General features: G+C 42.5%; 14 protein-coding genes. 6 read left to right on the forward strand and 8 right to left on the reverse strand.

Features of this window, described 5'->3' with window-relative positions; translation table 11 throughout:
- The first annotated feature begins 89 nt into the window (after nucleotides 1-89).
- Together modA and modB are read left to right on the forward strand one after the other, a co-directional pair.
- Complete coding sequence (gene modA, locus FBF75_RS06460) at nucleotides 90-866, forward strand: molybdate ABC transporter substrate-binding protein (RefSeq protein ID WP_116306211.1); 777 nt, start codon at nucleotides 90-92, stop codon at nucleotides 864-866.
- Entirely contained in the window at nucleotides 866-1,531 is a 666-nt protein-coding gene (modB, locus tag FBF75_RS06465) for a molybdate ABC transporter permease subunit (RefSeq protein WP_041507764.1), read from the forward strand. The genes modA and modB overlap by 1 nt, the downstream gene beginning before the upstream one ends.
- Before the next feature lie 218 nt (nucleotides 1,532-1,749).
- Here the strand turns inward: modB and FBF75_RS06475 are convergent, their stop codons facing one another.
- From FBF75_RS06475 to FBF75_RS06505, 7 genes are all read right to left on the reverse strand, one after another.
- On the reverse strand, nucleotides 1,750-2,595 hold the full coding sequence (locus tag FBF75_RS06475; protein ID WP_041507765.1) for an aldo/keto reductase: 846 nt from the start codon (nucleotides 2,593-2,595) through the stop codon (nucleotides 1,750-1,752).
- A gap of 68 nt (nucleotides 2,596-2,663) precedes the next feature.
- Nucleotides 2,664-3,533 (reverse strand): ROK family protein, encoded by an 870-nt coding sequence (locus FBF75_RS06480; RefSeq protein WP_035389396.1) that lies wholly within the window; start codon nucleotides 3,531-3,533, stop codon nucleotides 2,664-2,666.
- 63 nt (nucleotides 3,534-3,596) lie between these two features.
- A complete protein-coding gene (locus tag FBF75_RS06485; RefSeq protein WP_017359242.1) occupies nucleotides 3,597-5,612 on the reverse strand; it encodes a Na+/H+ antiporter in 2,016 nt (671 codons plus the stop codon).
- A gap of 320 nt (nucleotides 5,613-5,932) precedes the next feature.
- The gene (locus FBF75_RS06490; protein WP_007500242.1) at nucleotides 5,933-6,544 is read right to left on the reverse strand and encodes a trimeric intracellular cation channel family protein; all 612 of its coding nucleotides are present in this window, start codon (nucleotides 6,542-6,544) and stop codon (nucleotides 5,933-5,935) included.
- Nucleotides 6,545-6,889: 345 nt separating this feature from the next.
- Nucleotides 6,890-7,303 carry a disulfide oxidoreductase gene (locus FBF75_RS06495; protein ID WP_007500241.1) on the reverse strand — a complete coding sequence of 138 codons (414 nt, stop codon included), beginning with the start codon at nucleotides 7,301-7,303 and terminating at the stop codon, nucleotides 6,890-6,892.
- On the reverse strand, nucleotides 7,300-7,986 hold the full coding sequence (locus FBF75_RS06500) for a DsbA family protein (RefSeq protein WP_017359241.1): 687 nt from the start codon (nucleotides 7,984-7,986) through the stop codon (nucleotides 7,300-7,302). The genes FBF75_RS06495 and FBF75_RS06500 overlap by 4 nt, the downstream gene beginning before the upstream one ends.
- A 146-nt stretch (nucleotides 7,987-8,132) precedes the next feature.
- Entirely contained in the window at nucleotides 8,133-10,232 is a 2,100-nt protein-coding gene (locus FBF75_RS06505; protein ID WP_136944549.1) for a heavy metal translocating P-type ATPase, read from the reverse strand.
- Between the two features lie 423 nt (nucleotides 10,233-10,655).
- On the opposite strand from FBF75_RS06505, the gene FBF75_RS06510 reads away from it, so the two are divergent.
- From FBF75_RS06510 to FBF75_RS06520, 3 genes are read left to right on the forward strand one after another with little or no spacing between them, the layout of a single operon-like run.
- Complete coding sequence (locus FBF75_RS06510) at nucleotides 10,656-11,399, forward strand: metal ABC transporter ATP-binding protein (RefSeq protein WP_008347622.1); 744 nt, start codon at nucleotides 10,656-10,658, stop codon at nucleotides 11,397-11,399.
- Entirely contained in the window at nucleotides 11,399-12,271 is an 873-nt protein-coding gene (locus FBF75_RS06515) for a metal ABC transporter permease (protein WP_007500236.1), read from the forward strand. The genes FBF75_RS06510 and FBF75_RS06515 overlap by 1 nt, the downstream gene beginning before the upstream one ends.
- Nucleotides 12,272-12,284: 13 nt before the next feature.
- Entirely contained in the window at nucleotides 12,285-13,223 is a 939-nt protein-coding gene (locus FBF75_RS06520) for a metal ABC transporter substrate-binding protein (protein WP_108610975.1), read from the forward strand.
- Nucleotides 13,224-13,261: 38 nt separating this feature from the next.
- Here the strand turns inward: FBF75_RS06520 and FBF75_RS06525 are convergent, their stop codons facing one another.
- Nucleotides 13,262-13,810 (reverse strand): hypothetical protein, encoded by a 549-nt coding sequence (locus FBF75_RS06525; RefSeq protein ID WP_019743629.1) that lies wholly within the window; start codon nucleotides 13,808-13,810, stop codon nucleotides 13,262-13,264.
- Nucleotides 13,811-13,898: 88 nt separating this feature from the next.
- On the opposite strand from FBF75_RS06525, the gene FBF75_RS06530 reads away from it, so the two are divergent.
- Nucleotides 13,899-14,507 (forward strand): TetR/AcrR family transcriptional regulator, encoded by a 609-nt coding sequence (locus FBF75_RS06530; RefSeq protein WP_035389404.1) that lies wholly within the window; start codon nucleotides 13,899-13,901, stop codon nucleotides 14,505-14,507.
- The last annotated feature ends 154 nt before the right edge of the window (nucleotides 14,508-14,661 follow it).

Below are 14,661 nucleotides of genomic sequence, written 5' to 3' on the forward strand. Positions count from 1 at the left end.
TTCTCTTTTCCTGAAAGCCTATGAATGGTCAAATAAGTTTGATTATAATAAAGGATACACATGATGTTGAATGATAAAGAGGTGTGATCATGAAATATTTATTCTTAACCTTCGTCGCCATCTGTTTGCTCCTGACTGGGTGTCAAACGGAGTCGACGTCACCAGATCAAAGCAAAAAGACAGAACTTGTGATTTCAGCGGCGGCAAGCCTGCAGGATGCTTTGAAAGAGATTGAATCTGCCTATGAAGATGCTCATCCAAACGTGACACTCACGAATAATTTCGGGTCATCCGGCGCATTGAAGCAGCAAATCGCTCAAGGAGCAAAAGCGGATCTCTTCTTCTCAGCAGCTGTAGAGCCTTTTGATGATCTTGTTCAATCTGGCGACATCGATCAGGACCATACAAAAGATGCCATACAAAATGAGCTTGTCCTCATCGTGCCAAAAGAAGGTTCCTCTTCTATCAAAACCTTTCGCGATGTTGATCACATAAAAGGAAAGATAGCGCTTGGTACACCTGAATCTGTTCCTGCTGGTACATATGCAAAAGAGATTTTCACAAAACTGAATATATGGGACCAGGTGAAACAGAACGCTGTCTATGGCAAGGATGTTCGTCAAGTATTAAACTATGTCGAAACAGGAAATGTGGAAGCTGGTGTCGTGTATAAGACGGACGCGCTCGTTTCTCGCAAAGTAAAGATAGTAGATGAGGCAAATCAAGACATGCATTCCCCCATCATTTATCCTGTTGGCATTGTCAAACAGACCGATCACATGAAAGAGGCGAAAGCTTTTTTTCAATATCTCCAATCAGATCCAGCCGCAGCGATTTTTAAAAAGTACGGCTTTCAAGTGAAATAATGCCGATGCTGACCGAAGATTTTCTTTCACCTATCTGGCTGTCCGTACAAGTGGCTGCTTTCAGCGGATTATTGGCTGTCGTTTTAGGAACGTCCATTGGTTTTTGGATGGCCCGTACATCTTTCAAAGGAAAAATGATCGTGGAAACGCTCCTCATGATGCCGCTTGTCCTTCCGCCAACGGTCGTAGGATTTCTGCTGCTCGTTGCGTTCGGGAAGAACAGTGTGATTGGACAAGCGATTGAATGGATCTTCCATCAGCCTGTCATCTTCACTTATTGGGCAGCAGTCATTGCATCGACAGTTGTCGCATTCCCGCTCATGTATCAATCAGCGAAAGCTGGATTTTCTACGATTGAGTCAGACATTGAAGGTGCTGCAAAAGTTGATGGTGCGCATTCTTTTCAGGTTTTTGCCTATATTACCGTCCCACTCGCACTGCCATCTCTTCTCTCTGGTGCAGTTTTAAGTTTCGCAAGGGCGTTAGGAGAATTTGGAGCGACTTTAATGTTCGCTGGCAACATTCCTGGGAAAACGCAAACCCTCCCAACAGCCATCTATGTGGCGATTGATTCTGGACGAATGGAACTTGCGTGGGCTTGGACCATTTGTATTGTGATCCTGTCTTTCCTCATGCTGTTGGCTGTGCGCAGAAGCAGGAATTAAAAAATCCCCTTCTCAAAAAGAGAAAGGGATTCAGATTGTTGACAAAGGGCTAAAATTAAGTTCATTTTAGCCCTTTGTCTTCTTTTCAGCGTGATAGAAAACCTTTGCAGTCTAGGCATGACGAGTACTGACGCGGAGCGAATTTGACATTCGTGAGCAACAGCACGCACTGACAAAATATGCGAGGGTTTGTCTACACGCTGAGGGGATAATTTTATTTATTCAAACCCAACCGTCATCGTTTCTGGATTAGACCCGACACGTTCGTTATTATTAAGTGCATTGATTTTTTCCATGTCTTCTTGTGAAAGCTCGAAGTCAAAAATGTCGGCATTTTGTTTAATGCGATCTTCATTGATTGATTTTGGAATGGTGACAACGCCGCTTTGCAGATCCCAACGCAAGATCACTTGAGCCACAGATTTGTTGTATTGTGCTGCAATTTCCTTTAATACGTCATGATCCAAAAGCTTTCCTTGCATCAGCGGAGACCATGCTTCAATTTGAATGCCTTTTTCTTTCGCATATTGTCGTAATTCGACAAGTGTCAGTTTTGGATGAAACTCCACTTGGTTCACCGCTGGAACAACCTCCGCATCTTTTAACAGCTCTTCTAAATGCTGCACGTAGAAGTTGCTGACACCAATCGCTCTTACTTTTCCATCTTTATAAAGCTTCTCAAGCGCACGCCATGTCTCTTTAAATGTATCTGCATTTGGTCCAGGCCAATGAATCAAATAGAGGTCTAAGTAATCAAGACCGAGCCGGTTTAAGCTTGCGTCGCATGCAGCGAGTGCTTTGTCATATCCTTGATCTGTGTTCCATACTTTTGACGTAATGAACAATTCTTCTCTTTTTACGCCAGATTCTTTAATGGCTTTCCCTACGCCTGTCTCGTTTTTATAAACGGCAGCCGTATCAATGCTGCGATAACCGTTTCGTATGGCTGCTTTGACGGCATCAACCACTTGGTTGCCGTCCTCCACTTTGAATACACCTAAACCAAACCATGGCATTTCTACTCCGTTATTTAGTGTTACGGTATCATTCAAGCTTTTGACCATGTTAACAACCACCTTTTCATAGATTCCATCTTTTTCATTATCTCATGTTGCGTTTGAAAACTCTATTATCAGGCGTTTCTCTTCGCTTCAATCGCTAGCAGCAAAGCACCTGTCATACCTGCCTTGTCCTCAAGTCCAGGAGAGACAATGTATGTATCAAGCGGCGGCATGTCGACATAATCATTGACATACGCAGCCAGCTTCTCTCGAATGAGCGGAAATAGCTGTTTTTGCTTCATGACGCCTCCACCCATTATAATGCGTTCTGGGCTTAATATCAGCGTGTATTGCATTAATGCCTGTGCTAAATAATCTGCTTCAAGAGACCAAACTTCTTCTTCTTCGGTAAGCTCTTTAGCCGGCTTTCCCCACCTTGCCTCAATAGCTGGACCTGCCGCCAGTCCTTCTAAGCAAGTACCATGCGCTGGGCAGACACCTGCAAACTGATCTGATTCATGCTGCCTGACCAGGATGTGCCCCATTTCTGGATGTGAGTGACCGTGGAGAAGTTCATTTTTCACAACAGCCCCGGCACCAATCCCCGTACCGACCGTGATATACAGACAGCTGCTTAGCCCTTTGGCGGCCCCTTTTGTCAGTTCACCTAATGCTGCGGCATTGACATCTGTCGTAAAGGACACCGGTACGCCTAATTGTTTCTCCAGCTCAGGTATCAACGGGTAATGCTTCCATTCAACTTTCGGCGTATTCATGATGTAACCGTAAGAAGGATCGTCTTTCTGGACACAAATCGGTCCAAAGGAACCGACCCCTAATGCTGCAATTTCATGTTGCTGAAAAAATGGAATAAGTGATTGGATGGTTTTTTCCGGGTGCTCTGTTGGAATGGTTAATTCCTCTATGATATCCCCATGCTCATTACCAATGGCACAGCAGAACTTTGTTCCCCCAGCTTCAATCGCTCCGTAATATGTCATCCTGCCTCTCCCCCTGCTCGTCTCTTTTTTTCATCATAAAACATAGGGGAGAAGATGACAACATCATGTATTGGTCAGTAAGACTGCTTCCATGTCGTTGATATACTCCCTTAAATGATGGGCAATATCACGATTGATTTCGCCATTTTCATATAAGGTTTGGATTTCATTACGAATCGTCTGTACGGCTTGGAAGTTAAGCTCTTTCTTCTTCCGGTCAAACGTACGATCCTTTTGCTGAAAGAAAGAAGGACCATGTTCACAGCGGAATATCACTTGATTGTAAAACCCAATGACTTGATGACACGTTTGTTGATTGTCTTCGGTCATATGGTGCTTAATAGAATCCACCGCAGCTTCAGCCGTTTTCTTACGGATTTGTTTATACGATTCCTCGTTTTCTAATATGCCGCTTGAAATACGCTGATTCGGACGCCATAGTTGAAGCCATTGTAGTAAGCGCAGAAACTTCACTTTTGAGAAACGAATTTTAAAGGAGTTGGAATAGAGCATTTCCAACTCATGAAATCTCTCTTGCAGCTCATACGCTTCTTCTTTGTCGATTTTCTCTTCCTCGATCAACTGCTGAAGTTTCATCTGTTCTGCTTTAATGCCGTGCAGTCTGATTTTTCTCTCTTGTTTTCTCATACCAAACTGGTACGGTTCCCGCTGAATATTTCTCAGCTTCATTCGGTAATCATTGATGAGTGCAAGGGAGACTTCTCGATTGTCTTCATTCATTCCTTCTTTTAGAGTTTTAATGGCACTTCTCAGCAGCTTCCGTTTCGCGTGCTGAATCTTTGTATCTAAGTCCACATCCACTTGCTTATCTTTTTTCTCCGATAAAATAGGCAGCAGCACACTCGCTAAAATGAGTGTACATAAAATGACGCCTGCTGCGAGGAAAATAATTAAATGACGCTCAGGAAATGGTGATCCGTCTGCAAGCGTAAATGGGATGGAGAAAGCACCTGCTAATGTAACAGCACCACGAACACCAGAGAATGTCATCAGCATGGAAGCACGCAGCTTCGGTTTTTTCGCGTTCTTCTTTTTCGATACACTCCAGTTTCCTGCCCAGAACAGCCATACCCATAGGAATCTGAGAATCATCAGACAGAATGTAATGATTAAAATGTAACTGATGACCTGCATATTATTAAAGGCTTCATCTTGGAAAATGACGGTCGATACATCAGGAATTTGTAACCCAAGTAAAACGAAAACAAGGCCATTTAAAATAAATAAAATAATATTCCACGTGTTTGAAGAAGCAATTTGCAGTTTTGCTAAATTCGCTTCCATTCGGTCTTGCTCGATGGCATGTGTCACACCACCGGCAACAACGGCTAAAATGCCGGATACGCCAATTTCTTCCGCTGCTAAATAAATCACAAACGGCGTGAGGATTTGCAGGATGATGTGCATTGTGACATCGTCCATGCCTAAACGGCGGAGAAAGTAGCGAAAACGAATGATAAAAAACGACAGAATAAATCCAGTCAATAATCCGCCAGCAGCAATAAGAACAAAGCTAAAGGATGCCTCTGCAATGGAAAATGCCCCTGTAACCGTTGCTGCAATAGCAAATTTAAAGGCAACAAGTCCTGACGCATCGTTCATCAGCCCTTCGCCTTCCAGCAGTCTCATGATCCCCTTTGGCATATTCACACGGCTGGAAAGTGCACTTACAGCAACCACATCTGTCGGTGATAAAATCGCTGCAAGCGCAAATGCAGCTGGAAGTGGTATGCTTGGAATCATCCAATGGATGGTATATCCTGCGACAATGACTGTCGCAAATACGAGCCCTAAAGCTAATAGAAGAATGGGCGCTCTTAATTTCCACAGCTCGTCCCTTGGGGTACGCTTCCCATCATTAAATAACAGCGGTGCAATAAATAAAACGAAGAATAGCTCAGGATTTAAAGAAATATGTAAACCTGAAGGAAAAGCTGCGACCAATATCCCTAAACCCACTTGGATTAATGGAACTGGAATAAAGGGCAGAAAACGATTGATAATATTAGATGATGCAATGAGTGCTAGTAGTACGAGCACTGCCAAAAAAATCTCCACTAGTACATGTCCCTCCCATTTCATTTTTTCCGTCATGTTTTGCTTACATGCAAAGATGTGTTCATTTCTTTCAGATCCATCCGTTCGGTCATGAGCGTTTCTTTAGTATCCCGCAAAAAGCGAAACCAACACATAACAATCCATCTAGGCAAAAAAAGACTGAATCTACATATTCAGTCAAATGACAATATTTTCATCTCGTGTATTGTTCCAATGATGAATAAAGAATCTACTTTTATTTTACACGAAAACAGCTTGACCTGCTGACATCAAGCTCGAATAACACATAAAAAAAAGAGCGACATCGCCCTCTTTTCGTTTTACCCTTTATTTAAAAAATAAGACCTAGCGGGAAGCCGCCATTTGAATAAGTAGGAACAAACCCTGCATATGACGAGGATGACAAACAGCAGATATAAAGCAAGCTCTCCTTGCGCTAAGCCGAGTCCGACGAGTAAGCCGCCAAGGGCTGCCCATACTGCGTAAATCTCTGCTTTTAGCACAAGTGGCTTTCGTCCTGCTAATAAATCACGCACAATGCCGCCGCCACTTCCAGTCAAAATGGCTGCCACAATGACCGCACTGAGCGGGAGCTCTCTTTGTACAGCAAATAATGCGCCTTGAATCGCAAAGGCTGCTAAACCGATCGCATCCGAGAAATTCCCCCACGTGCTCCAGTGCTTGAGCAAAAGCTTTGGAAATAGGAACACGATCGTAATGGATACAAGGGCAATGGTAAACATTTTGCCCTGCGACCATAAAGCAGACACCGGAAGACCAATTAATAGATTCCGAATCGCTCCCCCACCAAATGCTGTGACAATCCCTAAAATGTACACACCAAGAATATCGTACTCTTCTTCCATTGCGACAATCGCACCACTAATGGCGAATGCCACAATGCCAATAATACTTAACACTTCCCATGCCATTTTCCGCTTATCTCCTTACCATTGTCTGATCATCTAACACTCTCCCCCTAATGTATATCTGACACAAATGAAAAGCAATACAAATTTTCTTTAAATTTTATCTTTTTGCAAAAATAAAAAATAGCCTGCTTAAAAGCAGGCTCAGATTGTTGACAAAGGGCTAAAATGAACTTGATTTTATCCCTTTGTCTTCTTTTCAGCGTGATAGAAAACCTTTGCAGTCTAGGAAGGACGAGTACTGGCGCGGAGCGAATTTGACATTCGTGAGCACCAGCACGCAGGACTGACAAAGAATGCGAGGGTTTGTCTACACGCTGATAGCCTGCTTAAAAGCAGGCTATCTCCTCAATCTTCTTTTGCATTTAAAAGCAGCATACTAATGATGATCAGAATAAATGCAATGAGAGCTAAGAGTGGAATGGTGATAAAACCAAACCAGTTCAGATAATCAACGGAACAAGGAATACCGCTTAGACAAGGACGAATCGATGCAAAGCCTGGAATCTTTTGTTCCATATAATGATAGATGGAAAAGCAAGCACCAATCCCGGCCAAAGGGAGAACGTAGTACTTCACTTTGACATCGCCACGGAATGTAGCAATTCCAAGTAAAAGCACAAGCGGATACATGAAAATGCGCTGAAACCAGCACATATCACATGGAATAAACTTCTTTACTTCGCTTAAATACAGGCTGCTCATCGTCGCCACAATTGAGACGATCCAAGCGCTGTATAAGTAAATCAGTTTATTTTTCATGATTTTTTCCCTTTCAGCTCTTGATCAATTAATTCTTTGATTTCATCATAGTCATAAAAGTTTTGGACTTGTTTATTGTTAATGAAAATAGTTGGTGTTGCATTTACTTTGTATTGATTCACCAGCTGATCATCTGTGTTCAGCTGTGGCTGATATGTTTTCTTTGATAGGTTATCTTTCAGCTTGTCCGTATCAATTTTCGTTGTCTTCTTCGCCAATTCGGTGAGCTTTGCTGGCGTTACCCATTCTGCTTCACTATCTGGTTGTGCGTTGTAGACCGCTTCATGAAAGGCCCAGAAGTTTTTCGGATCTTCTTTCCACACTTCTTCAGAAGCCAGTGCTGCTAATACCGCACCGTCCCCATGAACAGGCAGTGGTAAGTTAATAAATGAGAAGGATACATCGCCATTATCTATGTAGTCTGCTTTCAATTTTGGGAAAATGTCTGTCTCAAATGATTTACATGATGGACATTTGTAGTCCCCAAACTCAACAACTTGCACTTTTGCCTTTTGATCTCCCATGACAGGCTGTCCTTTAATAGACGGCTTACTGTCGACTGTTTGTGCTTCTTGGCTGTTGTTGTTACCGATCACAACGAAAATACCGATGAGAAGAGCTGCAATGATGGTTAATATAACTGCAAACTTGATGGATGAAGATTGATTATTTTTTTTACTCACAAAAGCACCTACCTTATCTTTTTCATTCATTCCTTCACAAAGAAAAAGGATAACAGCTCAGGAAAATGCCATTATCCAACTTCTTCTATTTTAACAAGAGGGGGTCTATTATGAAAGACGCTATTCATGAATTTTTCCTTACAATTTTATTTCATGACCCTCATCGCATTTAAAACAGCCAGTACAGTGACACCAACATCCGAGAAGACGGCTTCCCACATCGTTGCAATACCGAATGCACCAAGTATGAGAAAGACGGCTTTCACCCCAAGAGCAAACGCAATATTCTGCCATACGATGGCTCTCGTTCTTTTAGCGACAGCAATAGCTTCCGCTACCTTCGATGGCTGATCTGTCATAATCACAATATCAGCCGCTTCAACTGCTGCATCTGAACCAAGTCCACCCATGGCAATACCTATATCCGCTCTTGCCAAAACCGGCGTATCGTTTATGCCATCACCAACAAACAATAATTTGTCTTGAGATGCTTTTTTCTCATACATGTCTTCGATTTTGGCGACTTTATCCTGTGGCAATAATTCAGTGTGAACTTCGTCAATGCCGATCTGCTGTGCGACTGCATTTCCTACTTGCGAAGCATCCCCTGTAAGCATCACGGTTTGAATGCCCGCAGCTTTTAGAGAAGATATCGCTTCAACTGCATCGTCTTTTACTTCATCTGCAATCAAGATAGATCCCGCAAACTCACCGTCTATTGCTAAATACACAACCGTTCCGCTTCGTTTTTCTTTTTCAAAAGCAATGCCCTCTCGTTCCATCAGGCGATGGTTACCTGCCAATACATGGGCTCCGTGAATTGTCGCTTTGATCCCATGACCCGCAATATCCTCGTAAGATTCGATTTGACTCTCATCAAGAGACGCTCCGTAAGCCGCTTTAATCGATTCCGCAATCGGATGAGAAGAATGTGCTTCTGCCAGTGCCGCAAAAGAAAGCAATTCCTCTTCTGACCATTTCTCATTCGCTGCTTCGATATGAGTGACTGTAAAGTTCCCTTTTGTCAAAGTACCTGTTTTATCAAACACCGCATAGCGGACAGAGTTTAAGGCTTCTAAGTAATTACTGCCTTTCACTAAAATACCTTGTTTTGATGCGGCACCAATTCCGCCAAAGAAACCTAATGGAATGGATACAACGAGTGCACATGGACACGAAATGACAAGAAAGACAAGTGCCCTGTACACCCAATCAGACAATTGAGCTGATGGGATGAGAAGCGGTGGTACAAAGGCAAGCAATAAAGCTAGCACGACCACAGCAGGTGTATAATATTTAGCGAACTTTGTGATAAAGTTTTCTGTCTGCGCTTTACGGCTGCTTGCATTTTCCACTAAATCCAAAATCTTCGTAACCGCTGACTCACTGAGCTCTTTTTGCACTTCAATTTCAAGAATGCCGTTTTGGTTCACAAATCCAGCAAGCACATCTTTTCCTGCTTCCACATCTCTTGGAACAGACTCCCCAGTTAGTGCAGAGGTATCCACAAGAGAATAACCGTCTATCACGCGTCCATCTAAAGGAATTTTTTCACCTGGTTTGACGACAATACGGTCACCAGCTTTGACTTCTTCCGGCTTTACCTTTTTTGTTTCTTGCCCCACTTTGAGGTTTGCGTATTCTGGACGGATATTCATTAATTCGCTAATTGATTTTCTAGAGCGATTCACAGCTGCCCCTTGGAACAGTTCTCCAATTTGGTAAAACAGCATGACTGCCAGTGCCTCAGGATACTGCTGAATCACAAAAGCACCAACTGTAGCTATGGTCATTAAGAAGTTCTCATCAAATACTTGACCGCGCACAATATTTTTCAGTGCTTTCAAGACAACATCTCCGCCAACTAGTAAATACGCGGCGAAAAACATGATGAACTTCAGTAAGCCATTGTCAGGTATAAAATAAGCCGCCGTTCCAATGACTGCACCACCAATTAATTTCAGTACAATCGTTTTTAAATTCTTTGTTCCATGATCGTGATCGTGGTGATGTCCTTCTTCTTTTGGTGATACACTCACATGAGGTTCAATGGACTGAACGGTTTTTTCAATACGCTTTGACATCGTTTCTTGTGCATCAGCATGTGTCACAGTTAATGTACCCGTCGCAAAATTAATTGAGCAAGCTTCCACTCCTTCGAGTTTGCTGACACCTGTTTCAATTTTACGTGCACAGTTTCCACAATCGAGACCGCTTAATACGTATTCATCCTTCATCTTTTTCATGTTCTCACCTTTTTCTATATAAGTAGCCTTCCCTGATTCAATCAAACCTATCAGCTGCTGTAGATATTATATATGAGCACATATTCATATATTGAATTACCCTTATTATATGAGGAGTTCTTACAAACTGTCAATCATTTATAAGCAAATGTTTGAGATTTTTCGTATTCAAGGATGTCACGTGAATTTTCAATAATCCATGCTCATGTCCCCTCTTCGTTGCATAACATAAAAACGATCGCTTGATGGGAATATTTCAGCATTTCTCTTTACAAAAGAAGGACATACGATTAGAATAAGATAAAAGTTTCCTTAAGGAAACAAATTAGCGTTAGAGAATCATTTCATCCTTTAGTCAAAATTATTAAATGTATGCATATATTTTTAGGAAACGCAATTGATGATCGAAAGGGGCCGCAAGAGATGTCAAACGCTTTAACAATCGACCGCCTGTATGTCTCATACCACGGACAGGATGCACTAGAAAACGTCTCTCTTTCCATACAGGAAGGAACAATGACTGGAATCATTGGTCCAAATGGTGCTGGTAAATCGACTTTATTGAAAGCATGTTTAGATTTAATTGAAAAGGATCAAGGGGATATTCGCTTTTTTGAACAACCCTTTAAACAAGTGAGAAAACAGATCGCCTATGTACCGCAAAGAAATGATCTAGACTGGACGTTTCCTATCCATGTGCTGGATACCGTACTGCTTGGCACATACCCAAAGCTCGGATTGATCAAACGACCGAAAAAAGAAGACCGTGCCTATGCGTACCATTGCTTAGAAAAGGTCGGGATGCAGGACTTTGCCAAAAGACAGATTGGGGAATTATCTGGCGGTCAGCAGCAGCGTGTCTTCCTTGCACGAGCACTCGCTCAAAACGCACAGCTCTTTTGTTTAGATGAACCATTTGTCGGAATTGATATGGCAAGTGAAGAAACGATGATCGGCATTTTGAAGGAATTACGAGATGAAGGAAAAACCATTCTGGTCGTCCACCATGACTTAAGTAAAGCCGATGATTACTTCAGCCATCTCGTTCTTCTAAATAAAAAGCTGGTCAAAGCAGGGCCTGTACATGATATTCTTCGTCCTGAGGTCATGCTCCAAGCATACGAAACACAACTGCCATTTTTAAAATCAGCAGGAGGAGACGCGTAATGGAATTCTTAACCGGACTTTTTGAATATGCGTTTTTACAAAAAGCGTTATTTACATCCGTTATGGTAGGGATCATCTGCGGCGTCATTGGCTGCTTTATCATTTTACGGGGAATGGCTTTGATGGGAGATGCGATTTCACACGCTGTACTTCCAGGTGTCGCCATCTCTTATATGCTCGGCATTAACTTTTTCTTTGGTGCGGTTCTAACTGGTGTACTGACAGCCATCGGCATCGGATATGTCAGTCAAAACAGCCGTATTAAAAATGATTCTGCCATCGGGATCGTATTCACTGCTTTTTTTTCTATTGGGATCATTTTGATTACATTTTTAAAAAGTTCCAGCGATTTATATCATATCTTGTTTGGAAACGTACTAGCCGTTCGTTCATCTGATATGTGGATCACGCTTGGCATCGGCATTTTCATTTTGCTGGCTGTCATTGTTTTCTACAAAGAACTGCTCATTAGTTCATTTGATCCAGTGATTTCTTCGGTTTACGGTTTACCGAATCGCATGATCCATTATTTCCTCATGACCTTATTGACCCTAGTGACCGTGGCGTCTCTGCAAACTGTAGGTATTATTCTTGTTGTTGCAATGCTTATTACACCAGCTGCCACCGCTTATTTACTGACAGACCGGCTATGGATCATGATTTATTTATCTGCTTTTTTTGGAGCAGTTTCAGCTGTCGTAGGACTTGGGCTCAGCTTTACGTATAACTTGTCGTCTGGTGCTTCCATTGTGCTGGTCGCGACCATATTATTCGGCAGTGCCTTTATCTTTTCACCGAAACAAGGGATATTGTGGAGATCCTTAAAATCGAAGCGAAAACGAACACAGCTAAAAAAGGAAGCGTCTATGTAAAAGGAGGACATATATGAAGAAGGTATTAGCAATCCGTTTGACCGCAGTATGTATTGCCCTTTTGGTCATCGCAGGCTGTTCTACTCAGCAAAAAAGTTCCGGAAAAGATGACGGTAAATTAAAAGTTGTCACAACCTACTCCATTCTTTATGACATTGTGAAGGAAGTAGGAGGACAGCATGTCTCTATTCACAGCATTGTTCCCATTGGTACAGACCCACATGAATTTGACCCACTACCAAAGGATGTTCAGTATACGACGGATGCAGACCTTGTTCTATCTAATGGCTTGAACCTTGAAACAGGGAATGGCTGGTTTCAAAAACTGCTTGAATCGAGCGGCAAGGACGGGGATGATGCACCTGTAGCCGAGCTGAGTAAAGGCGTCAAAGTGAAGCATTTATCTTCAAAAGGGCTTGAAAGCCAGCAGGACCCACACGCATGGCTGAATGTCGAGAATGGGATTCTTTATGCGCAAAATGCCAGAGATGCACTCATTCAAGCAGATCCTGAGCATAAAGAGGATTACGAGAAAAATGCTGAAACCTATATCAAAAAGCTTCAAACGCTTCACGATGAAGCAAAAGACAAGTTTGATCAACTGCCAAAAGACAAAAAACTCCTTGTCACAAGCGAAGGGGCATTCAAATATTTTGCGGATGCGTATGGACTGAAAGCCGGCTACATTTGGGAGATCAACACAGAAAGTGAAGGAACACCTGGACAAATGAAGCGCATCATTCATTTTGTCAAAGACCATCAAGTTCCTGCCCTTTTTCTTGAAACAAGTGTAGATAAGCGCAGCCTTGAAAGCCTATCTGAGGAAACAGGAGTTCCGATTAAGGGGAAAGTATTTACGGACTCTATCGGCAAAGAAGGTGAAGATGGGGACAGCTACTATCACATGATGAAATGGAATATCGACACCATTTACAAAGGATTGTCCTCATAGCAAAAAGACAGGTGGAATGAGTCCGCCTGTCTTTTTTGTCAACCTGCTACATTTTCTGGGTGTTTTTTCGGCCAAATGACGTAGCTGATGCTAATGATGAAATCAATGGCTAAGACCATCCCCCACACACTGACAAGCTGCATCAGAGATTCCGTTCGTTCTGGTGCTTGGATGAGATAGGTCAATCCATATAACAGCCCCGCTCCGATGACATAAGAGATGAAATGACGTGTCCAGCCCACCATTTCATACAAAGACCGCTCCTTCCCGTACTTTGGTTTCCCCTTTGGCTTAGGACCACCTGCAAAACGATAAGCAAACTTAGCATCCGCCCATTTCACCATTTGATGTCCAAAGGCCAGACTCACACCAATATAAACAGCCGCAAGCCCGTGAATGACGCTCGCCACAGCCCCTTGCTTTAAATCAATATAAGTAGCCGCAAGAAGGATGAGATCTAAAACCGGCGTACAGACAAGAAAGAAAGCACCCCATTTTTTCTGTTTAAACACATAACGCAGTGTTAAGCCCATAAGAATAAACAGCCAAAAACCAATTTCACATGCCACAATCAATAAACCGACCAATTTCCCCACATCCTTTTTAATACGATTGTATTAAATAAAAAATAACACAACTGTGTTAAAAAAACAATAGCTGTGCTAAAATCAATGTATGCCAAAAATCGTCGATCACCATAAACAAAAACAAAAGGTCGCTCAAGCTGCTATGAGAGTGATTAAACAAGAGGGATTGGAAAGCGCTTCTGTACGAAAAATAGCCGTTGAAGCTGGCATTTCAGCCGGCTCTATGCGTCATTATTTTTCCACACAGCAAGAATTATTTCTATTCTCCATGAACTTAATCCAGGAAAGAGTGAAGGAGCGAATTGCTAAGCTTCCATTAAACGGTTCAACAGAGGAAAATGTATTCACATTATTGGAGCAGGTTCTTCCACTAGACGAAGAACGAATATTTGAAATGGAGGTGTGGCAGGCTTTTACAGTCAAGGCACTGACTGAACCAGACTTACAGCCGCTCAATGCAAAGATGTATGACGAGCTTTTTCAAACCGTTCAATTTTGCTTAATGAAATTGAAAGAGGATGAGCTACTGCTAGATCATGTCGATCTTTTATTAGAAACTGAGCGGCTTTATGCGGTCATCAATGGGCTTGCATTGAATGGAATCGTACAGCCCCATCGTTTACCGCCTCAGCTCATGCGCTCCGTGCTACAGATGCATCTTCAATCCATCACAAAAAAAGACATGCCCTCCTTATAGAGAGCATGTCTTCAGATTGTTGACAAAGAGCTAAAATGAACTTTATTTTGGCTCTTTGTCTTCTTTTCAGCGTGATAGAAAACCTTTGCAGTCTAGGAAGGACGAGCATTGGCGCGGAGCGAATTTGACATTCGTGAGCACCGAAGCGCAGGAC

Origin of the sequence: Bacillus sp. S2(2019), from assembly GCF_005144805.1 — a bacterium.
Taxonomy (GTDB): Bacteria; Bacillota; Bacilli; order Bacillales; family Bacillaceae; genus Bacillus; species Bacillus altitudinis.

What these genes read in the sequence shown, in the direction of transcription:
- modA (WP_116306211.1), top strand. Translation starts at nt 90, where the DNA reads ATGAAATATTTATTCTTAACCTTCGTCGCCATCTGTTTGCTCCTGACT.
- modB (WP_041507764.1), top strand. Translation starts at nt 866, where the DNA reads ATGCCGATGCTGACCGAAGATTTTCTTTCACCTATCTGGCTGTCCGTA.
- FBF75_RS06475 (WP_041507765.1), bottom strand. Translation starts at nt 2,595, where the DNA reads ATGGTCAAAAGCTTGAATGATACCGTAACACTAAATAACGGAGTAGAA.
- FBF75_RS06480 (WP_035389396.1), bottom strand. Translation starts at nt 3,533, where the DNA reads ATGACATATTACGGAGCGATTGAAGCTGGGGGAACAAAGTTCTGCTGT.
- FBF75_RS06490 (WP_007500242.1), bottom strand. Translation starts at nt 6,544, where the DNA reads ATGGCATGGGAAGTGTTAAGTATTATTGGCATTGTGGCATTCGCCATT.
- FBF75_RS06495 (WP_007500241.1), bottom strand. Translation starts at nt 7,303, where the DNA reads ATGAAAAATAAACTGATTTACTTATACAGCGCTTGGATCGTCTCAATT.
- FBF75_RS06505 (WP_136944549.1), bottom strand. Translation starts at nt 10,232, where the DNA reads ATGAAAAAGATGAAGGATGAATACGTATTAAGCGGTCTCGATTGTGGA.
- FBF75_RS06510 (WP_008347622.1), top strand. Translation starts at nt 10,656, where the DNA reads ATGTCAAACGCTTTAACAATCGACCGCCTGTATGTCTCATACCACGGA.
- FBF75_RS06515 (WP_007500236.1), top strand. Translation starts at nt 11,399, where the DNA reads ATGGAATTCTTAACCGGACTTTTTGAATATGCGTTTTTACAAAAAGCG.
- FBF75_RS06520 (WP_108610975.1), top strand. Translation starts at nt 12,285, where the DNA reads ATGAAGAAGGTATTAGCAATCCGTTTGACCGCAGTATGTATTGCCCTT.
- FBF75_RS06530 (WP_035389404.1), top strand. Translation starts at nt 13,899, where the DNA reads ATGCCAAAAATCGTCGATCACCATAAACAAAAACAAAAGGTCGCTCAA.